Genomic DNA, 23095 nt, shown 5'->3' with positions numbered 1-23095 from the left:
ATCCTTACTCTAATAGCTTAAACCAAAAATTCCAACACAAACTTACTACCAATAAAGCCGATTGCTAACAGTATAAAAGCATAAAAAGTCATATTAGCTGCGCGTTTGCCGCGCAGGTCACCCCGCCAATTACCTAGCAATAGCAAGCCAAACAGCAACCATGATAAGACGCTAAATACGGTCTTGTGAACAATATGCTGAGCAAATAAATCTTCTACATAGATAAAACCTATCCCCAGCGCGATACTGAGTAGTACAAAGCCGACTAAAATCATATCAAATAATAAACTCTCCATAGTCTGTAGAGAGGGGAGTTTATTAACCCAAAAGCGGTGAAAGGTATTTTGTTTGAGCTCACGGATCTGCAGGCGTAAAAACAGCGCTTGAACCGCTGCCATGAGTAGCACGCAGTAAGCGGCGAATGAGAGAATAATATGTGCTTCAAGCCCTACACTGACATCAGTCAAAGGCTGATAAGGCGCACGACCTATGTAGCCAATAATCATACCTAAAAAGGCGGTAGGTGCAGCCAAAATTCCCAAACTGACAATAGGGCGATATAATGAGAACAGCACATAAAAGAATAAGAAAAATAAACTGATAAGGCTAAATACATTGAATAGATTAAAATTCAATCCATAAAGCGTAAAGATATAAGGATATAGCAGCGTGGCATGGGCAAGCATCCCCACTAGTAAAAGACCAAGACTAGTGCGTTTATGAATCGTCTTATTGTTTGTCAGTGCCCAACTGATATAAAGAGTGACCGCGATATAAGCGATACTGGCTATCACAAATGCAAGCAACACAGGCAAGCCTCATTGATTATTTGAGCACAGCTCAATATTAGTATTAGTAGCTAATATTACATAGCCGCGCTCAAGGTGGTGCTAAAATGTTATGATTAGAATAATCGTCCAATTTATCATAAAATAGAGCTTAATTGAGAATCATCTGCATTATTATTTGTGAGAGTTGCGACTAATACTAAAAAGGTAAAAACGCTATTAAAGTTGATTTGCTAAAAAATGATAATTAAAATCAATCGTATAAAGATGCTGTTATAGCATTCACTAAATACTGCTTAAAAGCCAGTGACCAAAACACTATTTGTAAAAATTTAAAAATTCATCACCCCATGAGAGCTATTTATGTTTGATACTTTAACCGAACGTCTATCCTCAAGCCTGCGCAATATCGCAGGTACAGGCCAGCTAACCGAAGATAATATTAAAGACACCTTGCGTGAAGTACGCATGGCGCTGTTAGAAGCGGATGTGGCACTGCCTGTGACTCGTGACTTTGTCAAGCGCGTCAAAGAACAAGCATTGGGTGCAGAAGTACTTAAAGAGCTAGCACCAGGCCAAGCCTTTGTCAAAATCGTCCATGACGAGCTGACCGAGATGATGGGCAGTGCCAATCAGCAGCTTGAGATGACCGGTAAGCCACCTGTAGTCTATCTATTAGCAGGCTTGCAAGGTGCAGGTAAAACCACCACCGCTGGTAAATTGGCTAAATATCTGCAAGAGCGTCATAAAAAGAAAGTCATGCTAGTCTCAGCTGACGTTTATCGTCCAGCAGCGATACAGCAGCTTGAACAAGTAGCAGGGCAGGTCAATGCCAAATTTGTCAATTCAAGCGCTGATGAAAACCCTATCGATATCGCTCGTCGTGCCATTGAAGAAGCCAAGATTCAATATCAAGATATCTTGATCATCGATACCGCAGGTCGCCTAGCTATCGATGAGGCGATGATGGCTGAGATCAAAGCTTTGACCGCCGCTGTCAATCCTTCTGAGACGCTATTCGTCGTCGATGCGATGACGGGGCAAGATGCGGCAAATACTGCAAAGGCTTTTGATGATGCGCTACCATTAACAGGTGTTATCTTAACTAAGACGGACGGTGATGCTCGTGGTGGAGCGGCACTATCCGTCCGTGCTATTACGGGCAAGCCAATCAAATTCTTAGGTCGCGGTGAGAAGTTAGATGCGCTAGAGCTGTTCCATCCTGATCGTATCGCTCAGCGTATTCTTGGTATGGGCGACGTACTCAGCTTAGTGGAAGAAGTCGAGCAAAAAATCGACCGTGATAAAGCCGAAAAAATGGCGAAAAAGATGCAAAAGGGCGGCGACTTCGACCTTGAGGATCTACTCACTCAGTTTCAACAAATGAAGAGTATGGGCGGTATGTCAGGGTTTTTAGATAAGATGCCAGGTATGGGCGGCTCTGATATGCAAAAGGCCGTTGAAGATGCTAAGCCTGAAGAGAAAGTTAAGGAGATGGAGGCGCTGATCAATTCGATGACCCCGTTTGAGCGTAAAAACCCTGACAAGATTAATCCTAGCCGTAAGCGCCGTATTGCCGCAGGTTCAGGTCGCGAGATACAAGATGTTAATCGTTTGCTTAAGCAACATAAGCAAATGGCGAAGATGATGAAAATGATCTCCAAGCCTGAAGGCATCGGAAAAATGATGAAGTCTATGCAAGGACTAATGGGTGGCGGCGGTGCAGGTGGCGGCGGTGGTGGACCATTATTCGGTGGCGGTGGCAATGCTAAAGGGCAAGGCGGGGGCATGAAAAATGTCAACCAAGCAGACATAGCGAAGCAAATGGGACTTGATCCAAATAATATGCCAAGCGCGGAAGACATGCAAAGAGAGATGCAAGAGCTGAAAAACCAAGCGCCAAAAGGTTTTAAGAAGCGGTTTTAAAGTGATTTAGTTTTTTAGAAAAAGCTTCAAGGCTAGTAATAGTTTTGGGGCTTTTTTTGATTTTACGGAGTGTGGTCAGTTTTTGTAGGGTGCGCCCAGCGCACCGATTGTGAGTCATTACCTTATTATCGGTGTGATACAGTCCACCTTACGCGCTAGCATTTGTTGTTTAAGGTATGTTGTTCGTAGGTTGGTGTCGAGGTACGAGACCCACCTAATGAGTCAAAATGTTGAGGGTCGCATGTTCCGTCCAACTTATATACTAGAAAGATATCTCAATTAATGAAGTACGTATATCTCCCTCCCAAATGGTTTTTGCAAACAATTCTGCTTCAGTAGTAGCTATATTCTTACATAGATAATTATCCACATTTTCTACTACTAGTTTAACTTCATCATTACTTAAACTATAAAACTCAAGATAAGGGAAAAATTCAACACATTCACCATCAATAATTTTATTAAAAATATTTGGATGTGAAACTAATACAGATTTTTCTAAAAGCTCAATAAACCCTCTACCAGCGAACTCGCTGTAATTAAAAGAGATGCACTTATTGCCTTCTTTAGGACTTGTTATATAGCTTGTAGAAAACACTGACATCTTAGATACCCTTTCATTATATTTACTACATGAATAAGCCATGAAAAATAGAGAAAATAAGAAAACTTTTAGTCCTAAATGCTATTATAGCCACTATTTTATGAATGCTACTTTTTATACTTTACGAGTACACCTGAGGTCAAGATGTTTTTAGCGATGGATACCGTATTTGATCAATGCTCGATTGCTATTTTAGATAGCAATGGCACTGTCATATCAAGTCAGACTGAAACGGGCAAGCGCATGCAAACCCAGCAGATACTGCCGATGATAGATGCTGCTCTAACTGAGACTCAGCTCAAACTTACTGATATTCGAGCGCTGATATTCAATCGTGGTCCTGGCGCTTTTAGTGGTATTCGTATTAATACCGCCGTTGTGCAAGCCTTATCGGTAGCACATGACATCCCTTGTGTTGGCATATCTAGCTTACAAGCGATAGCGCAGTCTGCCTATGAGCAGTATAGTGTAGAGCAAGTTTATAGCGCACTTGATGCGCGGATGCAGCAAGTCTATTTTGGGCAATACACTTTAGTTGAAGGTATCATGCAGCCAGTCTTTGATAAGCAAAATGCTGATACCGAGCAATTGCTAGATTATGAAAGTCAAACCTCTCTTAACTTAGCTATTGCAGGCAACGGTGCAGCACTATTAGCGTTGCAAGATGCACAAGCTATTTATGAAGATATCACTCCTGATGCCGCTATCATTGGTCAGTTAGGTATCGCTCAGTTTAATGTCATAGGCGGTACAGATGCCGCATTGGCCTTGCCAAAGTATCTGCGCAATCAAGCTTGGAAAACGCTTAAAGAGCAAGGCAAGGCTTAAACGCTTATTACAAACGTACTATAGCAACATAAGACAGGCGTCAAGTCTGTTTTAACGTTTTTGGAATATTATTTCTTAGGATGAGTATTTTGGATATTATTTTATTAATTCAAGCCGTCATCATGGGTATCGTCGAAGGTATCACTGAGTTTTTGCCGATCTCAAGTACGGGCTATCTGATCTTATCGGCTGATTTGATGGGCTTTTGGACTAAAGATAAAGTCGATCTATTCGTCGTCGTCGTGCAGCTTGGCGCAATCTTAGCGGTTATCTACGACTATTGGGGTCGCTTGTGGCAGGCCTTGATGGGTCTGATCACAGGTAAGTCTGATACGATGAGTAACCCGCGCCAACTAGGCTTAAGCCTGATTGTGGCGACTATTCCAGTGATGATACTCGGCTTTACCTTCGCTGATGAGATTAAGACCTATCTGTTTAATCCTATCACTGTGGCTATTATGCTTATTATCGGTGGTTTATTGATTTTTTATGTTGAAAATCGTCCCAAGACTATCATCGCTCATGAGGCCGAAGAGGTCAGTATAAAGACCGCTTTGATGATTGGACTGTTTCAATGTCTAGCGTTAATACCAGGTACATCACGCTCAGGCGCAACTATTATTGGCGCGCTATGGCTTGGGGTCTCACGTAAAGCGTCGGCTGAATTTTCCTTCTTTTTAGGTATTCCTGTGATCGTCGGTGCAGGTTTGCTCGATTTGCTTAAGCATCATGAGGTATTGGCGAGTAGTGAGGATTGGTTAGTGCTAGGTATAGGAACGCTAGTCTCATTTATCGTCGCGCTATTGGTTATTCGCTGGCTGGTCGCTTGGGTTAGCCAACGTGACTTTAAGGTTTTTGCTTGGTTACGTATTATCACAGGTATCGTGGTACTCGTTGCGGCTTGGATATTTGGCTATCAAATGGCAGGTTAGAGATGGCTATGAGTACTTTGCAATCAGTATTATCCACGTCACAGCACTATAGATTAATCTATGTTGATGAAGCACAGCAAGGGCAAGTTGCGCAGCTGCAAGATTTAGTTATTCAGCATAATTTATCTTTGATACTAGCGCCTGAGCTCATAACAGACAGGCTCAATCAAAAACGTTTGCAACAGCTGAGCGCAGATAGCGCGCAGGCAATAGTGCTATTAGATAATAAAAATCAGTTATCACTACTCGTTGATGGCTTAAGCGTTGCACCAGAATGGGATAAGTTGCAACGCCGTGTGGTAAGTGCAGGACGTAAGTCTGAGTTGCTATTACAAGCAGCAAAAATCACTACCGATAGCCAAGTTATTGATGCGACTGCAGGCTTCGGTCATGATAGCTTGATACTGGCGAGTACAGGCGCACAAGTGACTATGCTAGAGCAACAGCCTATAATGGCGCTGTTACTGTTGGCTGAGCAACAACGGATGAGCCGCGAGCCTAATTGGCAAAAGCTCATGGCACGCTTGCATATTATCAGTACCGATGCGCTAAGTTACTTTGCTTATCTGCAAGATGTGACTGTAGATGCTAGAGATACTGCTATCAATAAGTCTGCTGACGTTATTTATTTAGATCCAATGTTTCCGATGGACAGCTATCAAAATAGTAAAACGGGTAAAGGTGCAAAGGTTAATAAGCAAATGCAAGCTTTGCATCAGCTAGCCGCACCGCCAACGGTAGAACAAGAACAACAGTTATTACAAAGTGCACAAGCGGTTATTAAAAATGGCGAGCAGCAATCAGGGCGAGTTATTATCAAACGTCCACAACAGGCACCTTTATTTGCTAATCAAGCAGCTGATGAGAGCTGGCAGAATGCCGCATTACGCTTTGATGGGTACTTTATATTATGACTACTTTATATTATGACTACTAGCGCATTGAAAATGACAGTTAAAGACAAGCTGTACGCCTATATGCAGCTGACGCGCTTTGATAAGCCTGTCGGTATTGAGCTACTACTATGGCCGACGCTGTGGGGCGTGATGCTGGCGGCGATGGGTCAAGCACAAAGTACAGGTGATACGGCAGGTTTGCCACCTTTAAAAGTCTTTATAGTATTCGCGCTTGGGGCAATACTCATGCGAGCGGCCGGTTGCGCCATTAATGACTTTGCTGATCGTAAAGTCGATAGGCATGTGACGCGCACTAAAGGTCGTCCACTTGCCGATGGTCGCTTGACGGGCCGTGAGGCAATTGCTGCCTTTTTGATATTAGTCTTGTTGAGTGCTAGTTTACTATTTTTCTTACCTGTAGCTGTATTTTACTGGTCGATTGGTGCAGTGGTACTCGCCTTTATTTATCCGTTTATGAAGCGCTATACTCATTTGCCGCAAGTGTTTTTGGCCGCAGCTTTTGGCTGGGCGATACCGATGGCTTATGTTGCGATAGCAGGTGCTCCTGATATTTGGTGCTGGCTGATATTTGCCGCCTATATGTGCTGGACTATCGCTTATGATACTCAATATGCGATGGCGGATCGGGAAGATGATTTGAAGATAGGGGTCAAATCAACCGCTATTCTTTTTGGCCAATATGACTTAATAATTATTTCGTTATTACAAACGCTGTTTTTACTAATAATGGGCATAGTGCTCTGGCATTATTTTGCGCCAACTAGCTTAGGACTGTTTCCTATCTTTGGCTTAGCACTGGTGGCGATGATGTTTGCCAAACAAAATAGCGCTTGCGTGAGTCGTCAGGCAATGGCTTGCTTCCAGGCCTTCTTAGCCAATATTTGGGTCGGACGTTACGTATTTGTCTTAATCGCTATATCTTGTCTATGGACTACTTTTAATGGGTAAATTATCTGATTCACTAAAGCGTCACTCGGCTAAAAAACCAGCAGTCGGCGAGGTACAAACTGCTTATGAAATTAAGTTAGCCGAGCATGGGCTGACTCGCGCACAAGTCATTGAAACTGAGCGCAAGCTGGCAAAATTCGCTAACACTATGGATTCGCTAGTGCGCGTGCCCTTTACTAAGCAAGGGGTAGGCGCTGATGCAGCCCTATCGACGATACCGCTGGCAGGAGACTTAGCAGGATTGGCTTTAACGAGTTATGCTTTCATTTTAGGGCGTCAGTTGGGTGTGCCAGCCAATAAAATGACCCCAGCGGTACGTCTAGCACTGATTGATATGGTGGTCGGTATCGTGCCAGGTATTGGGACTTTGCTGGATATTTTTATTCGGCCTAGCCGTAAGACGCTCGGCATTGTTCATCAGCATATTCACGAAGAATATGGGATCACTGATACTATTCATATGGATCGACCGTTTTTACATCAGTCGCTAGAAGATAAGCAGCAAAATAGTCGCTTTTGGCGCAACCCTATCGTCGCTTGGGTCTATCTGCATATTCCTGACTTTTTAGGCATGATCGTGATGATTTCACTGGTCTGGGGTTTGTGGTCGATAATCGCTTGGCTAGTTAGATTATTTAGTTAATCGTTTGATATTGATTGGAAATAGAAGATCTTATAGTAGCTATAACTAAAAAGGCGACAGTGATAAGTTCACTGTCGCCTTTTTAGTTATAAAACCTCTAATTCACGAAATGCTCTATATCTGGGTAATCACTTCAGCTTCGACACTAACCGCCTCAAAACTAGTTAACTGACCATTTTGCATCAAGTCTATATTGCCACCGCCGCCATGACTGATCAGCTCGATAGTGCCATCCTTTGAGCGATAAGTTGGATTATTGCCTTGACCCTCAGGCGCACTCAAAGTTATATTTGGTTTGTTTGACAAGCTAATAATAGCATTGAGCACACCAGTCGCTGAGGTCTCAAACACCACTGACATCGTCGCTCCTGATTCGCTACGATACTGTACGTCAGTAATCTGCGTGCCTTTAATCGCCTGCTCTGGACTGGGCGTAGCGGTGTTGGCATCAGTATTAACATTAGGCGTCATGCCTGCTGCACCGATGTTATTCTCAAGCTCGGCAAGATCAATCTCTGTCTCTGCTTCTATACTGTCGTTTGTTATAGTTTCAGTGGTGCTTTCAACATCAGTTGTTACGGGTGCGGTTTGCACAGCGACCTCAGCTGATGGCTCAGGCTCTTTTTGACAAGCGCTTAGCAAAACAATACCGCTTAGACTTATAATAATGGCAAGCGATAAGCGGGAGTTGGATTTGAATAGTTGAGTATTATTAGTTGTCATAAAATATTCTTTATTAGAAGTGATTTATATATTTTAAATACAGATTTTAGATTATGAGTAAAAATATTCTCATGTTTTTAAGCTAACGGTGTCTGCAATCTCGTACGTTGTGGCAATAATCTGGCGAGCATAGCAGTAGATATAGGCGCAAAATTGCCCAGCATCATATCGGTTAAGACCTCTGCACAGATAGGGGCGTAGGCATAGCCCTTTGCACCCATAGCGGTTAGCGTCCAAACACGACTGTTTGTTGCCACTTGTCCTAATATAGGATGGTAATCAGGGGTTTGGGTACGGACACCGGCGCGCGCCTGCCAGCCACTAGTATCTTCTGAGATGACCGCTGCCAGTTCAGGAATAGCGGCAATCAACTTATTGCGGCTGACTTGGTGCTCATTATCTTTGATAGCAGTGCTGATGTCATTGCGCACAAAGCTTGCCCCTAATAATAATTGCGGCTGACCCTCATTAACATTATTAAGCTGAGCATCACCAGCTTGTGCGGTAAAAGGCGCACAGTAACCACTGTACTTAAGGGGTAGTTTTGGTAGTTTTTGCCATTGAGCTACGGTCGGCGTAAACCAAGATAATTGCCCGCGTATCTTACGGCAATCAAAAATACGCTCGTCTATATAATGACTCTCAAAAGCGGCACAAATCACTACGTTATCCGCCTCGATAGTTATGCTTTGCTCATTACCATTACTTAAACCCTCAACCCAGACTTTTGATGCAGTCTCGCGAATGGCAGAGACTGCTAATTGCTGAAAATTAATTAACGGATGCCTAAGTACGATCTCTTTTAATGCCTGTGGATTGACTAAGCCCGACTGCGGTAGATAGAGATTATCAGCTAAATCTTGCTCGGTAAGATTGGTAGCGTCTTGCGCTTGAGCAATGCTCAGCGTAGTTGCCAAATCATCAGGGTAGTCTGCAATTTGCTCGACGTTGACATTAGCTTTTATCAGCAAATCAAGTGCGCCTGTGGGTTTTAATATGGGTGCGATATTGGCGTAAGCGGCATCATCTTTTAATAGGCAGTCATTGAACTGACGATAAAGGCGGCAGCTATATAAATAGCCGATAGTATGCAGGTGCTCATCGACATGATGAATAGGGGTCATCTTTGGTGCGAGTAGGGCACGTGGATTGCCTGATGCACCTGCCAACGGTGCTGTTTTATCGAGTAAAGTGACTTTAATACCACGATTAGCAAGCGACCATGCCGTCATCAGCCCTGAAACGCCAGCGCCAATAACGATGCTGTGTTCGAGATTTTTTATTGCAGCAGATAAAGGGTTACTTAATGGCAAATTCTCTATCAACATAGCGTCTTGCACGACTGCTGTTAGCATCTCGTTTTTACGGCCAAAGCCTTTAATCTTTTTGATGGTAAAGCCCGCGCTTTGCAAACCACGTTTGACCACGCCTGCACAGCTATAAGTGGCTGCGCTTGAGCCTAGTCCTGATAAGCGCTGCATCTGTGCAAAGATAGACTGCGCCCACAGCGACTCATTGCAAGAAGGGGCAAAACCATCTAAAACCCATGCATCGATTTTTGCACTACTTTGATTAGTGCTGTTTTGACCAGCTATGTCAGTTGCTAATTTAGCTAAGCTCTCGCTTGCGTCGCCGAGCCAAATATCGACAGTAACATTATCTGTGATAAAGTTAATCCGATGCGCGCCTGCGATAAGAGTAGGATAGTTGGCTAGTAGCTGCTCAATTAAATCCCTAAGCTCAGGTGCGCGTGTCGCCCATAATCCTAAGATTTGAGTTAAGTCCGTAAGCGCTATCGGGTGCATTTCAGTAGTAATAAAATGCAAGCGAGCCGTTGCCAGATGCGGATTGGTATTACGCAGTTGTCGCCATAGCTGCCAAACAGCGAGCAAATTAAGCCCCGTACCAAAGCCCAGCTCGCTGATAGTAAAGCTCTGCTGCGCTTTTAGCTGTGCTAAGCGTTCAGGTAGATTATTGCCATCAATAAACACATAGCGTGACTCAGCTAAACCATCCGCATGAGAAAAATAGACATCGCCAAACTCACGCGATACGGGCACACTATTACCGCTATCATCGATTTGCCAGTCGATAATAGCGGGCATAATACGCTTATGATCGTCAGCTATATTGTTTTGATCTTGCCGCTCACGACGGTTAGGTTTAGACATAAAAACTCATAGCACTTAGCTTAGGTTTTGAGACGTTTAGGTTTTGAGGCGGACAGCTACCAACGCTCGCGGCGTACAAATACCAGCCACGAGACAAATATACCGACCAATAAGCTAATTAATACCGTAAAAGCGCCATATAAAAATAGCTGTCCTTGACTCTCATAAACTAAGACATTGACTTGAGTTTGCAAGTCATTGGCTTGGCGCTGCAACTGTGCATTTTGGGTCAGCAGTTTTTGATTGGCCGCTGATAGCGCTTCATTAGAGGGTTTTAATTGTGCCGCTAAAGTATTATCGATAGTATCTATCGCACCTGTAGCTTGAGCTGTATTGTCACGAATCACCACAGGTGATGTTGGAGTCAAGGACTCATCCACAGGTAGCAGTGGCAATGCCTGCGCTGAGATAGTCACCAGTAACAGTAGGCTGGATAAAATGCTTGTAGCAGTGATTGTAATAATACTTTTACAATTTTGGATAACAAGGAATAACAGCTGACTCACGATGATGCGCCTTCGTCTGTAGCTTTAGGTAGCACATGAATAAAGGGCTTGATATCAACATGGCTGTACACCCCATCGCGCAGGTACGGCTCATCTGCTGCCCATGCTTGCGCAGCCTCTAAAGAGTCAAAGTCAGCGATGACAATACTGCCTGACATCTCAGCTTCGCCGTGCGTAATAGGCGTTGGACCTGCAAGTAGTAAGCGCTGTTCACTATCAAGAGCTTGCAGGCGTGCGACATGCTCAGCACGAGTTAGCTTACGTTGCGCGCTACTATGAGCGACGTCATGACCAATAATGGCAAATGATGGCATTTTTATTCCTTAGTATTGAAGGTATAAGTAATAAAACTCTAAATGATAAGCGCGACTGTTTATTTAGCCGTTTTATCGGTTAACGCAGGATTAAGGTGTTTTTTTAGTACTATAAACTGAGCAACCACAAACACTAGCATAATCGGAATCCAGCCATAGGTTTTGAAGTTGATCCATGCCTCATCGGACATCGTAAATGCGGTAATATAATGCAGTATACCCATCATGGCAAAAAATAACGCCCATGCGACCGTCAGCTTTTTCCAGCCGCTCATGGTCAGATTAAAGACATCTTTCATCGCTAAGCGCATCAAAGGCTTATTGATCGCGGCGCTTATCAATAAAGTCAGCGCAAAAACACCATTGATAATAGGGGACTTCCAGCGCAAATAGATATCATCGCGCAACAGCAAGGTTCCGCCACAAAAAACAATAGTCAATAACAGTACCACCCACTGCTGTTTATCTAATTTGCCCTTTTGCCGAGCAAAGTGAATAGCATAAACAATAATTGTGGCAATGAGCAACGCACCAGCGGCAGCCAAAATACCGTTTTGACGCGCCACAATAAAGAATGCAATCAAGGGAATGAAGTCTAATAAGGCTTTCATATCAGCTAAAATATCCTACAAAAACGTATGCGGTAGTTTACACTGCAACGAGGCTAAAAAAAAGCAAACAGCGGCTATAATCATTATCTATTATAATAACGTAACGCATGTAAATACAGTAATACGAGCGCTGGTATGCACATAAGCATTCCTAGCGACACTATATACCTTGAAGAACCCTAATAAATCCTGAAATAACTATCACTACATAAGGCCAAACCCATGAAAATCGATCTGCATTGTCATAGTACGCGCTCTGATGGCACTTTTTCGCCGACAGAAGTCGTCAACCGCGCACATAGCGCTGGCGTGACGGTACTTGCTTTAACGGATCATGATACCTTGCTGGGCATCGATGAAGCAAGAATTGCGGCCAAATCTCATAATATGCAACTGATTAATGGCGTCGAAATCAGCTGTGAGCATACGTTGAGCGGCGGTTATGGCAAAAACAAATCCACTACTAAGATCATCCATGTGCTAGGACTTGATTTTACAGATCGGGCGCGTATGCATGAGACCTTACAGCACTTACAAGACAGCCGAGCGACGCGCGGTCAACGCATTGCCGAAAAGCTGAGTGAGCTGTTAGCTATCGACTATGATGAGCTTTGGCAACAGATACTCACTAAGGCTGGCAACAATCCGCAAGCAGTAGGGCGGGCACATATCGGTCAAGTACTGTTTGAGCGCGGAGAAGTCAAAACCGTACAAAAAGCCTTTGATAAGTATTTGGCAGATAACAAGGCGGCTTATGTCGCTATCGATGCCTTGAGTATGGCGGATGCCATTGAGCTTATCCATGCTTGCGGCGGTAGAGCAGTATTAGCACATGCCACCCGCTATCAGCTATCGGCAACTCGGGTACGTAAGCTCATTGAGGAGTTTGCTGCGCTCGGCGGTGATGGTTGCGAGCTGCCCGCAGATAGTGAGCCGACCAGCACACGTAGAATGGTTGATCGCAGTATCGCTGAGCATGGTTTAGCAGTATCAACGGGTAGTGACTTTCATGGTAGCACTATGCCGTGGCGTCGTATTGGTGACGTACCAACTATAAGCTCAGAGCAACAAGGTATTTGGCAGTCTTTTACGCCATAAACTATTGACTACTTCTTCGTTAGAATAAATGAACATTAAATATACTATTGCTAATTCCTATATAAATCGGCACACTTTATCTGTAAAGTACAGTAACACTTCCTTAAGAAAACAAATACAGTAGCGCTTATATGACCACCCCAACCTATCAGCTCGGCTATAAAAAGCTCTCAAAAATAATTTTTGAGTGGCACGCTGCGGATAAGGCGTCACTACTAGCTTTGTTTATCACTATAGAAGTGACGGCACACTGGCTATGGTGTCTGTTAGCTTGGATACGTCAGGATGCGATTGATGATTATGTCTATATACATCTTTTGTATCCCCTATGGATAGGAGTTACTGTCGCGGCTTTGTTTTTTTGGTGGATGATAGGGAAGTTAGCCCGTATCAAAGATAATAAGAAAGACTTGTATAAGTGGCAAATTATCTTAATTGTCCCTTATACGATCTACTTAACCGTCGTCATAGTAATGATGGGCTATAGTAGCTTGTTCGCAGGCGTGTCATTGGTCGGTGGTGCAGTGCTTAGCATGATGTTAATTAAACGCCAGTACGTTTGGTATATGTTTTTGACACAAATTGCACTGGTTTTGTTGGCTATTATTTCGCCTTATTCTGGTATTCTTTTGCCTAATCTGCGCCAACTGACTATTACCTATCCGATGCTCGATACTTTTAGCTATCTAAGCTATAACGAAATCATGGTTATCGAAAATGCTATTGCCGCCTCCTTGTACAAGAATGAAGCATTAGGTTGGGAGGGCTTTAATCAGATACAACGCTCCTCTACCTTTTTTTGGCGTTTGACCCACATATATTTGGCGCTTCCTAAAGCTATTTTTATTGTCTACGCCTTTCGCATGCTGCTCCTCATCTTAGACGATAGTAAAAGAGAAATCGTAAAGCATGCCACTCAAGATGAGCTGACTACTCTATATAATCGTCGATATAGTCTGACGCAAATGCAGCAAACACTAGATGCATTGCCTGATAATCAGGACTATAGTGTTATTTTGCTTGATTTAGATTTTTTTAAAGACATTAATGATAATTATGGTCATCAAGTAGGGGATCAAGTATTACGCGAAGTGGCGTCAATACTAAAGAATACATTAGATTTAGACAGCGTCAGCCGTTATGGTGGTGAAGAATTTTTGATTATACTGCCTGATACGACTCATAAAGAAGCGATGGCTATCGCTGAGACGCTACGAGGTAATATTAGTAGTCATGTGGTACAAACCTGTAATAAGCCAAGTTTTCAAGTCACCGCCAGTCTAGGGTTATATACGTTTAGCGCGGCAGAACGAGATCGTATTAAGCAAGAATTTGCAGAGGCGACAACGCAGGTAACCCCTCAAAATCGTCGTACAGTACCGTTATTTAGGTTGAGAAGTACCAAAACAGTGCAGGCGACAGAGGCACAACTTTTACCGGATCGCGTTTGTCAATGCCTCATCAACCTAGCTGATGAAGCTCTCTATGTAGCCAAAGCACGCAATCGCAATCAGGTCGTAAGCGCTAATGAGCTGATTGACGTACAGGCTATGACGCGGCCGAGTTATCAGGTTTAAGCGGTCTTTATAATCGTTTTAAGCGCTCTGTAAGTTCTGTACTAGACTTGCCAATACGCTAGTGGCAAAGCTCCCCGTGGTTAGGGTGAAATCTAACACCAAAGTCTGCTCATCCATCCAGCGCCATGTTAATGCTTCTATCGGCAAACGTAGCGCTCGCCTTTGCGCTTTAATTTCACGTTGCTCCAGACCTGTTGCCAGTTGTAATAATAAAACACTGTGCTGAACGGTATCGTTTTCGATGTCAGCCGCTGCGCTGGTCACCTTATCGTTACTTGTACCCCACATCACTGCGGTTGGATGGATATCGCCACTAGCAAGGCGCGCGCGTAATGTATCGTCCAGCTGCTCAGCGGCAAATATAGATCCTGATCCATCAAGATTGAACACTTCTCCTGCCAGTCCAGTATTCCAGCTACCATCACGCACTCGCGCTGCAAGTATCTCATTAAATATTAGGCTACGAGCAGCGGAGAGCTCCATTGAGTTTTGCTCGCGCGGTGCACGTTTGCGTTTGCTCTTCTTTGACTGCGGTCGGTTCTCTGGTACTGGACGTGCAAACAAAGACAATGCTTCTCTAATATTATTGCCATTCCATCCAAAACGCTGTGGGCCAAAATAATTGGGTACGCCCGTGGTACTTATATTGGTTAAATGCTGCTCTACAGATGACTTATCGTCACTTGCCAATTCAATATCACGCAAGGTGATGATAAATTGATTGGCCCTATGCGTACCACGATTGAGCTTTTTATTATGCCAGTGTTGGGCGAGGATAATGACCGACTCGTTGTCGCTAATATCTGTCGGCACAAACTCAGACTCTGGCAATTGCTTTTTTGGTATCCGCAGGCTAAACCACTGCGTCGTCAGCGCCTGACGATCTTTGAGCCCTGAGTAACCCACATCACGTAGCGGGATATCCGCCCATTCTGACAACAACTTGGCCAAATAAGCCGTATTGATGCCAGACTTTTGAATATGCAACCATAGATGCTCGCCTTCGCCCGTAAAGTCCAGCTCAAGTATTTCATTGACTACAAAGTCCTCAGGGACTGCTTTATAAGTCGCCTGTCTAAGAGGTGGCATAGTAGGCTGTGGCAACTTTGAGGTATCAGTGATAGCCGCAAAATCAATCTCGTTATTGTCAAAAGAGGGCGCGCTGGTCATAGTCATAAAGAAGTCATTTAATAGAGGGTAGGAGTTGGTATAAAGTCGATTTTAAATATTGCTGTTTTAAAAGATGTTGTGTTGAGGGCTCATTTATTAAAAGTTATTATTCAAAAAGTCATAATTTAAAGAGTAGTGCTTTTATAGTTACGATTATAGCCAAAAAACGAGGTGTTACGTTTTGCAACGCGCTAGATATACAATAAAACATCGCAAGCGCCTTGCTCTTGCTATTATCAATAAGACCATACTTTTAAAAATACTTATATGTGAATACAGCGTCAAAAGCGTAACTTAATAATCTGTGATTAAGTACGCCCTAAATAACCGCTAATATTTGACAAAAGCCAGCCTTGAATTCATCAGCTAGCAATCGCAACGTTAAGGATAACTCATGACTGATCAGACCATTCATACTATTACTATCGATAAAGTCGACATTATGGACGGCGGAATGAAGTCGTATAAACAAGACGACGATAGTATCATTTTAATTACCCGTGATGACAATACCTTTCATGCCTTTGATGGTAAATGTCCTCATGCAGGTGCAGATTTGGGTACAGGACTACGTTGTGGCAACCGCGTCGTCTGTCCTTGGCATCACGCCACTTTTGATAGTACAGATGGATCGCTTTTGGAGCCAATAGCGACCCACGGACTGACTCAGTATGAGCTGACGGATAACGGCGATAGCCTGACGGTCAATACCGCAGTGACTCTTAATAAAGCCGTTGAAAATAATAAACTCAGTGATACTCATACTCTGATCGTCGGCGGTGGCGGTGCAGGCTTTATGACGGCACATCAGTTGCGCAATAGCGGCTATGGTGGACAGATTACCTTGATTACTAAAGAGCGCAGTGCGCCTTATAATAGACCGCTGTTATCTAAGGCATTCTTAGCAGGGAATATGCCAGAAGAAAAACTCCTACTTGGCGGCGCAGATTGGGCACAGAAAAATAACATTGAGGTGCGCTTAAATCAAACCGTCAGCGCAGTGTTACCAAACGAGCGCACTGTCGTTATTAATGATACAAACGATACAAGCCAAAATATAAGCGCTGATTACTTAGTCGTGGCGACGGGCAGCGAGCCTATCGTGCCACCTATCAAAGGTGCTGAATCTGATGGCGTTTATACGTTACGCAGTATGGAGGATGCCAAAGCCATCAAAGCGGCCAGTCACGATAAGAATATAGTGATCGTCGGTACTGGTTTTATTGGTATGGAGGTCGCCTCAGCGCTGTCGCAAGCAGGCACGCCTACTTCTATTACTGTGATTGGTCAGACCAATCGGGTTATGGAAAACATCGTCTCAGAGACAGTCAGCAATGCCCTGATCAAGCTACATGAGGATAATGGCATTACTTTTATTTTAGGTGACACGGTCAATACTATTACTAATGATAATAAACAAGTCAGTGGTGTTACCTTAGCAGACGGCACGCAATTAGACGCTGATATGGTTGTTTTAGGCACAGGCGTATCACCACGGACTGAGCTTCTCGCTGAGGTCAACGATCCTGATGGCGTGCAAGTTGATAGTCACTTACAACTGCGTAATGGCGTCTATGCCTTAGGCGATATCGCCAAAGCTGACGGTCAATTGGGACGCCTGCGTATCGAGCACTGGCGTGTGGCCATGCAACACGGTTTAGTCACTGCCGCTGCAATACTGCAAGACGATAGCGTTGAGTCATTAGAGTCGCGCATACCTTTCTTTTGGACGATGCAATACGGCAAAAGCTTGCGTTATTCAGGTCATGCGACAACCCCTGATCATAATATATTGTTCGGTAAGCCTGATGCGCTCAACTATATCGAATATTATTTTGATGATGAAGGCGAAGACAGTCGTGCTACAGCAGCCAGCACTTTAGGCCGTGATCAAGAACTGGTTGCCTTTAGTGAGCTGCTACGTCGCGGGATTGCACCAACAAGGGCACAGATCAATGCAGGATTTGATATTATTGCTCAAGCTCAAGCGTTATCGCGCTAAACTAAATTTATTAGAATAATGTAGAAAGTTAAGATAGAGCAAGCTACTATAAAGGCTGCCAAAATTTTTGGTGGCCTTTTTATTGTTTTTATAATAAAGAAGATAATAATATGAATAATGATAATGTGTTTTTACGACAAGCCAAAGCGGATGATATTGACGCACTCGAACAGTTATTAAACCTCTGCTATCGGCAGACGGAAGGTTGGACCAATGAAGCAGATTTGGTCGGTGGCATTCGTATCACTCAAGCCGAGCTGGCAAGCGTCATCGATAATCCAAAACACTACCTATTCGTTTATCCAAAAACCACGAACGGTGCTCGCGATGGTATCGAGACTGGTAAGCTATTGGGTTGTATTGCGGTCGATATAAAAGTCGATGCCAACTTAAATAGAGATGATCAAACTAAAAGCGACTATTACAATAAAGCCTATATCGGCATGTTTGCAGTACATCCAGAGCTGCAGGGGCAGGGCGTTGGTAATATAATTTTAGAGGCCGCTGAGACTTTTGCAGCAAGGCACTTGCAATCAAGCACACAGTCGTACGATGAAAAACCTGCTCGTCTTACCATGTCTATTTTAAGCCATCGACCTGAGTTATTGGCTTACTATCAGCGCCGTGGCTATCAGTTGAATGGCAATAAAATGCCGTTTCCAGATGATGGTAATAATGGTGAGCCAAAGCGTCAAGATTTGCAGTTATTAGAGTTAGAGAAAGTATCAGCCAAATTAGAATAAATGTATCCTTTATTAACTAGCCATTATCTATTAACTAACGATTCCTACCCCAAAAATGCCCAAAGGTTAGGAAAAACCCTATACTTAATAATAAAAACGCTACCACCAGTAAGCGTTTAAACCACTTAAGCGCAGGCAAGCGCGTAGCATTTTCGTTGGCTGTTAGATAAGCGAATAGGCACATGAGGCTGGCGACCAAAGTCATAATACCTAGGCCAATGGGTAGAATGAATAAATATATTTGCCATATTGCCATTTTTTGTCTCTTAACCAACCGTATGACTAGCATCATAACAGTATCGCTATTCTACTGTCTGTAGCCGCTATTATTTTTCACGAAGCATTGTTTTTCATTACGCATAGTACTGGGCGCTTATAGTAATGAACAAATATTAATTAGTTGAGCTGACTTTTGCTAATCAATTAGGTATAGTTCGAACCATTGTTTATGAAATACACTTATTACTCGTTGAGGTTATTATGAGAAATTTGAAAAAGCTAGGGTTTTTGCTAGTGTTAACGCCGTTAGTTGCTGCTTGCTCTAATGGTCCATCTGAGAGTGACGTTGAAGGTCTTATTCAAGGCCAATACGATCAAGCTAATAGCATGATGGACGATGTAATGGCGCAAGCGGGAAATGCTGAGATGGTGAAGGCAATGAGCGGCATGATACCTAAACTGGACAAAGTGGAAAATGTCAGCTGTGACGTGGCTGAGGGCGATAATACGTATCTATGCAGCGCTGATGTGACTCAAACTATCGATGGCAATAGTCGCACTGATAAGGGTAATTTTAAAGTCAAAGATAGTGATGGTAAGTGGGTCTTGACGCTGTAATTCTTTAAAAACTTAGTATTTTTAACGAAAGAGCATAAGCACTTTATAGTGCTTTTTTTATAGGCAATAGTATTAGTTTATAAAATAATAAGATTTTGAATATAAAAGTTTGTATCTTTTGATTGATTAGATTATATTTCAGTCTTCACGTCAAGTATTAGCTTTGAGTAGACTGTTGTTTTTATTAATTCATCAGCACTTACCAAAAACTTTAACATTAAATGAATTATGGAAGAAATATATGCTAAAGAAGTTCGTTTTTTTAACTGCTATATCAGTTTTGTTTGCAGGTTGTGCTTCTGTTCCTACAGAACAAGCTCAGGTAACGAGCGCAATCAAACAGTATAATACGCCTTCTGCCAACAATGCAGGCTTATACATTTATCGAAAGGCTACTGTAGTAGGCGGCGCATTAAAAAAAGATGTATGGGTGGATGATAAATGTATTGGTGAAACCGCACGAGGAACTTTCTTTTATGAAGAAGTTATAGGCAACGCTGAACACAAAGTCTCAACTGAATCTGAATTCTCTCCTAATGACTTGATCGTGCAGACGCAAGCAGGGCAAAATTATTTTATCAAACAATATATTAAGCCAGGTGTATTTGTTGGTGGTGCGGGTTTAAAATTGGTTCCTGAAGCAGAAGGGAAGCAAGATATCAGTGACTTAAAATTAGGAGTTAAAGGTAAGTGTAGTAAATAGTTACTAGATGATTCTATTACTAGCTTCTAAACAATTAAAAAGACGTTAACTTTTGAGTTATCGCCTTTTTAATCGTTATCAAACTAATGGTTCAGCTTGTAGGTTAACTGTTGTAAGCTTTAATCAACATATAAGCTAGTGTTAACCACAGTCTATCCAGCGAGTAGCGCCAATAAGCTAGTGCCTAACGCATTGTCACAAACTCTTCTGAACCCGTCGGATGAATAGCAACCGTATTATCAAAGTCCGCCTTCGTCGCGCCCATCTTTATAGCCACGGCAAAGCCTTGAATCATCTCGTCAACGCCAAAGCCAATACCGTGCAAGCCAATCACCCTTTCATCTTCACCTAAACACACTAGCTTCATCGTGCATTTTTGTCGATGCTGAGTGACCGCACTAAACATATCAGTAAAGCTCGAGCTATAGCATTTGATAGCCTCTTTACCAAATTGACTGACAGCATCAATCTCAGATAAGCCAATCGTGCCAATAGGCGGATGAGTAAAGATAACCGTTGGGATCAACTCATAACTTAGATGCTCGTCAGTTTTGCCGTTAAATAAGCGCTCCGACAACCTGCGACCTGCCGCAATAGCTACTGGGGTCAAATCAACACTATTCTCAATAATATCACCGACCGCATAGATGCCATCGACATTAGTGTTTTGAAACTTATCGACTTTGATTTTATCGTCATCAGTCGTCGCAACGCCTGTCACTTGCAGATTGATATTATCGATAGAGGGCGCACGACCTATCGCCCAAATTAAGCAGTCTACGGTGTCGACATGATCTTCGTTATCATCGTTGATAGATAAGCTCAGGCTATCATCAGCGTTTTTATTGACCTCGCTTATTGAGCTATTGGTATGCAAATGAATACCCGCTTGCTCCATTTCTATCAATAAGGTTTCGACAATCGTATGGTCAAAGGTGCGTAGTGGCGAGTGTTTGCGCACATACAGATGCACTTCAGAGCCAAGACTATTGAGTACGCCTGCGATCTCAACCGCGATATAGCCTGCGCCTACGATAGCCACTCGTTTTGGCAGATGATTTAATTTAAAAAACCCATCCGAGTCAATACCGTGCTCCGCGCCTTTGATATTGGGCTTGATAGGATGACCACCCGTAGCGATTAAGATATGGTCAGCGGTAATATGTTCGCCATTGACCTCGACGGTATTGGTATCGACAAACTTGGCAAAGCCTTTTATAACTTCGACGCCGTTTTTGGCAAGATTATTATCGTAAGCGCGGTGAATATTCTCGATATATTGCTGGCGACTTTGTACTAGCTTTTGAAAGTCAAAACCTTTTAGCTCAATATCAAAACCGTAGTCTGGCGCGAACTTATGAATGGTTTCGGCGACATGAGCGCCATACCACATCACCTTTTTGGGTACGCAGCCCCAGTTGACGCAAGTCCCGCCTAGTTGCTCCGCTTCGATAATCGCGCATTTTTTTCCGAAGCTGGCCGCACGGTTAATCGAGCCAATACCGCCGCTACCGCCGCCAATGGCGATGTAATCATAATGTTTGGTCATTAAGAGATCCCTGTATTTAATTATTATTGCTGTGATGGTTGATGTGCTGTTGTAATGAATGTTGTGGCTAATCTGAGATGCTATTTATCGTTAAAGTAAGGTGAGGCGTTTCAGTGTGCTCAGTGTTAGGATAGAGGTAGCACACTTTTAAACAATGGCACGACGTCTATAAAATAACAGTCCAGGAATAGACAAGCCTAGCACCAGTCCTGAGGTGACAAATAACGCCTCAAATAAATAGACCATCATTTGGCTAAATAATTCGTCGGAAAAGCCAAAATAGCCAATCTGTACCATACTGACCATTGCCTTATAAGCGGCAATACCGGGCATCATACAAATGACACTTGGCGAGATGAGGGCTTTGGGCGGTAGGGTATATTTTTTAGAAAAATACACGCCCAAAAAGCTGGCAAGCATTGCACCAAAGAAGCTGGCAACCACCAGATGAACATGCTGGTACACTAGCGCTGTTTTTAATCCAAATCCAAAAGCAGTCATCAATAAACAAGGCAAAATATACCTTTTAGGGACGTTGAACATCAGTGTCCAACCGAGGGTAATGATGCAAGATAGAATAATAGTTTCAATGAACCACATCTCAAAATCCCCAGTGCTGTATTCTTAGTAGCACTAGCGCCATAACAATACCAACGCAAGCAGATAAGGTCAACATATAGGTGTAAACAGCGCGTCCAATGCCGATGTTGACATAGCCTTTTAAGATATCAGAAAAAGAATTAATCAAAGGAAAGCTGGGTACTAATAGTAAAACGCTAGAGGCGACTGCAATATCAGCATTATTACCCACATCGAAATAATAAGTGGTCGCGCCAATTAAAGAGGCGATAAATGCCGTCGCAATAACGGCGATAAAAGCATTAAAATGATGCCTAGATAAATAAATACGGGTTAGCATCGCTACCATACCAGCTGTAAAGGTCACAGCAGTAATCGACCAACTACCGCCATTGAGATACGCAAACGCAGCACAAGAAGCCCCAACAAATATACTAACTAGCCACGCTGGATATACGGTCTTGTCCAACTCATCAAAGGCTAGTGTCGTCAGTTCAGTTAATCTACCGTTGAGCGCATCGTTATCTATAGCGGCTTCCGTTTTATTGACTATTTGCTGAATCTGTACCAGTAGATTGACATGAATACTTTGATTGACCGTATCTCGCGTAGTGGTGATACAGCGCTCATTATAAATAGTCGTCAAGGTTAGCGCATTAAAGTTAAGCGAACACTCTACACTGTTCACACCTAGGGCGATCCCTAAGCGTTTGGACAAGTCAACTACCACCGCAGACTCAGCACCATATTGCATCAGTAGTAATCCGCAGCGCACGCATAGTCGAGTAATGCGCTGTTGCTGTATATAGCTAATAGAGTTCATTTTCACATTAGGCATGTTAGCTATCAAATTTATAGATAGTAAGAAGGGTTACAAGCTCAAGATAGCACAACTTAAGAGGCTTTTTTAAAGGATAAACCTATAA

The 23095-nt window shown here is 43.1% G+C and carries 24 protein-coding genes; 12 read left to right on the top strand and 12 right to left on the bottom strand.

The features are described from left to right. Positions 1-17: 17 nt before the first annotated feature. Positions 18-809, bottom strand: coding sequence for an inner membrane protein YpjD (locus Q9G97_RS10450; RefSeq protein ID WP_201569957.1), 792 nt, complete (start codon positions 807-809; stop codon positions 18-20). A gap of 342 nt (positions 810-1151) precedes the next feature. Here Q9G97_RS10450 and ffh point away from each other — a divergent pair, with 342 nt between their 5' ends. Beyond that, positions 1152-2714, top strand: a complete 1563-nt coding sequence (gene ffh / locus Q9G97_RS10445) for a signal recognition particle protein (protein WP_305898767.1) — start codon at positions 1152-1154, stop codon at positions 2712-2714. A gap of 262 nt (positions 2715-2976) precedes the next feature. Here the strand turns inward: ffh and Q9G97_RS10440 are convergent, their stop codons facing one another. Next, positions 2977-3318 (bottom strand): hypothetical protein, encoded by a 342-nt coding sequence (locus tag Q9G97_RS10440; RefSeq protein ID WP_305898766.1) that lies wholly within the window; start codon positions 3316-3318, stop codon positions 2977-2979. A gap of 144 nt (positions 3319-3462) precedes the next feature. Here Q9G97_RS10440 and tsaB point away from each other — a divergent pair, with 144 nt between their 5' ends. From tsaB to Q9G97_RS10415, 5 genes are all read left to right on the top strand, one after another. Next, on the top strand, positions 3463-4146 hold the full coding sequence (gene tsaB, locus Q9G97_RS10435) for a tRNA (adenosine(37)-N6)-threonylcarbamoyltransferase complex dimerization subunit type 1 TsaB (protein WP_305898765.1): 684 nt from the start codon (positions 3463-3465) through the stop codon (positions 4144-4146). An 89-nt stretch (positions 4147-4235) separates the two neighbouring features. Then, entirely contained in the window at positions 4236-5078 is an 843-nt protein-coding gene (locus Q9G97_RS10430) for an undecaprenyl-diphosphate phosphatase (protein ID WP_305898764.1), read from the top strand. 8 nt (positions 5079-5086) lie between these two features. Then, on the top strand, positions 5087-5992 hold the full coding sequence (locus Q9G97_RS10425) for a class I SAM-dependent methyltransferase (protein ID WP_305898763.1): 906 nt from the start codon (positions 5087-5089) through the stop codon (positions 5990-5992). Positions 5993-6025: 33 nt separating this feature from the next. After that, entirely contained in the window at positions 6026-6943 is a 918-nt protein-coding gene (ubiA, locus tag Q9G97_RS10420) for a 4-hydroxybenzoate octaprenyltransferase (protein ID WP_305900325.1), read from the top strand. Beyond that, positions 6936-7586, top strand: coding sequence for a DUF4112 domain-containing protein (locus Q9G97_RS10415; RefSeq protein WP_305898762.1), 651 nt, complete (start codon positions 6936-6938; stop codon positions 7584-7586). The genes ubiA and Q9G97_RS10415 overlap by 8 nt, the downstream gene beginning before the upstream one ends. 114 nt (positions 7587-7700) lie before the next feature. On the opposite strand, the gene Q9G97_RS10410 is transcribed toward Q9G97_RS10415, so the two are convergent. The 5 genes from Q9G97_RS10410 to ispZ all read right to left on the bottom strand — a co-directional run bounded on the left by Q9G97_RS10410 (position 7701) and on the right by ispZ (position 11911). Next, positions 7701-8309, bottom strand: a complete 609-nt coding sequence (locus Q9G97_RS10410; protein WP_305898761.1) for a hypothetical protein — start codon at positions 8307-8309, stop codon at positions 7701-7703. A gap of 77 nt (positions 8310-8386) precedes the next feature. Further along, entirely contained in the window at positions 8387-10480 is a 2094-nt protein-coding gene (gene mnmC / locus Q9G97_RS10405; RefSeq protein ID WP_305898760.1) for an FAD-dependent 5-carboxymethylaminomethyl-2-thiouridine(34) oxidoreductase MnmC, read from the bottom strand. 56 nt (positions 10481-10536) lie between these two features. Further along, positions 10537-10986 carry a hypothetical protein gene (locus tag Q9G97_RS10400; RefSeq protein WP_305898759.1) on the bottom strand — a complete coding sequence of 150 codons (450 nt, stop codon included), beginning with the start codon at positions 10984-10986 and terminating at the stop codon, positions 10537-10539. After that, the gene (locus tag Q9G97_RS10395; protein WP_201569943.1) at positions 10983-11300 is read right to left on the bottom strand and encodes a YciI family protein; all 318 of its coding nucleotides are present in this window, start codon (positions 11298-11300) and stop codon (positions 10983-10985) included. Before Q9G97_RS10395 ends, Q9G97_RS10400 begins: the two co-directional genes overlap by 4 nt. A gap of 59 nt (positions 11301-11359) precedes the next feature. After that, a complete protein-coding gene (gene ispZ / locus Q9G97_RS10390; protein WP_305898758.1) occupies positions 11360-11911 on the bottom strand; it encodes a septation protein IspZ in 552 nt (183 codons plus the stop codon). A 222-nt stretch (positions 11912-12133) separates the two neighbouring features. Here ispZ and Q9G97_RS10385 point away from each other — a divergent pair, with 222 nt between their 5' ends. Together Q9G97_RS10385 and Q9G97_RS10380 are read left to right on the top strand one after the other, a co-directional pair. Continuing rightward, on the top strand, positions 12134-13009 hold the full coding sequence (locus tag Q9G97_RS10385) for a PHP domain-containing protein (protein ID WP_305898757.1): 876 nt from the start codon (positions 12134-12136) through the stop codon (positions 13007-13009). 131 nt (positions 13010-13140) lie between these two features. Then, complete coding sequence (locus Q9G97_RS10380; protein WP_305898756.1) at positions 13141-14586, top strand: diguanylate cyclase; 1446 nt, start codon at positions 13141-13143, stop codon at positions 14584-14586. Positions 14587-14604: 18 nt separating this feature from the next. Here the strand turns inward: Q9G97_RS10380 and truD are convergent, their stop codons facing one another. Continuing rightward, the gene (gene truD, locus Q9G97_RS10375) at positions 14605-15762 is read right to left on the bottom strand and encodes a tRNA pseudouridine(13) synthase TruD (protein ID WP_371747878.1); all 1158 of its coding nucleotides are present in this window, start codon (positions 15760-15762) and stop codon (positions 14605-14607) included. Positions 15763-16150: 388 nt separating this feature from the next. Between truD and Q9G97_RS10370 the strand changes: the two genes are divergently transcribed. Together Q9G97_RS10370 and Q9G97_RS10365 are read left to right on the top strand one after the other, a co-directional pair. Continuing rightward, a complete protein-coding gene (locus Q9G97_RS10370; RefSeq protein ID WP_305898755.1) occupies positions 16151-17758 on the top strand; it encodes an FAD-dependent oxidoreductase in 1608 nt (535 codons plus the stop codon). Positions 17759-17868: 110 nt separating this feature from the next. Continuing rightward, entirely contained in the window at positions 17869-18501 is a 633-nt protein-coding gene (locus Q9G97_RS10365; protein ID WP_305898754.1) for a GNAT family N-acetyltransferase, read from the top strand. A gap of 34 nt (positions 18502-18535) precedes the next feature. Here Q9G97_RS10365 and Q9G97_RS10360 read toward each other — a convergent pair whose 3' ends face one another. Next, positions 18536-18757, bottom strand: a complete 222-nt coding sequence (locus Q9G97_RS10360) for a hypothetical protein (protein WP_305898753.1) — start codon at positions 18755-18757, stop codon at positions 18536-18538. A gap of 224 nt (positions 18758-18981) precedes the next feature. Here Q9G97_RS10360 and Q9G97_RS10355 point away from each other — a divergent pair, with 224 nt between their 5' ends. Together Q9G97_RS10355 and Q9G97_RS10350 are read left to right on the top strand one after the other, a co-directional pair. After that, complete coding sequence (locus Q9G97_RS10355; RefSeq protein ID WP_305898752.1) at positions 18982-19338, top strand: hypothetical protein; 357 nt, start codon at positions 18982-18984, stop codon at positions 19336-19338. A 241-nt stretch (positions 19339-19579) separates the two neighbouring features. Next, positions 19580-20041: a DUF2846 domain-containing protein gene (locus tag Q9G97_RS10350; protein WP_305898751.1), complete on the top strand. Its 462-nt coding sequence runs from the start codon at positions 19580-19582 to the stop codon at positions 20039-20041. Positions 20042-20225: 184 nt separating this feature from the next. Here Q9G97_RS10350 and gorA read toward each other — a convergent pair whose 3' ends face one another. The 3 genes from gorA to Q9G97_RS10335 all read right to left on the bottom strand — a co-directional run bounded on the left by gorA (position 20226) and on the right by Q9G97_RS10335 (position 22992). Continuing rightward, positions 20226-21590, bottom strand: coding sequence for a glutathione-disulfide reductase (gene gorA / locus Q9G97_RS10345; protein WP_305898750.1), 1365 nt, complete (start codon positions 21588-21590; stop codon positions 20226-20228). A gap of 147 nt (positions 21591-21737) precedes the next feature. After that, on the bottom strand, positions 21738-22190 hold the full coding sequence (locus tag Q9G97_RS10340) for a threonine/serine exporter family protein (protein WP_305898749.1): 453 nt from the start codon (positions 22188-22190) through the stop codon (positions 21738-21740). A 1-nt stretch (position 22191) separates the two neighbouring features. After that, positions 22192-22992: a threonine/serine exporter ThrE family protein gene (locus tag Q9G97_RS10335; protein ID WP_305900323.1), complete on the bottom strand. Its 801-nt coding sequence runs from the start codon at positions 22990-22992 to the stop codon at positions 22192-22194. Positions 22993-23095: the final 103 nt, after the last annotated feature.

It is taken from the genome of Psychrobacter sp. M13, assembly GCF_030718935.1.
Classification (GTDB): domain Bacteria; phylum Pseudomonadota; class Gammaproteobacteria; order Pseudomonadales; family Moraxellaceae; genus Psychrobacter; species Psychrobacter immobilis_G.
The sequence above is the reverse complement of the archived record's forward strand: the minus strand, read 5'-3'. Positions and strand labels throughout refer to the sequence as shown.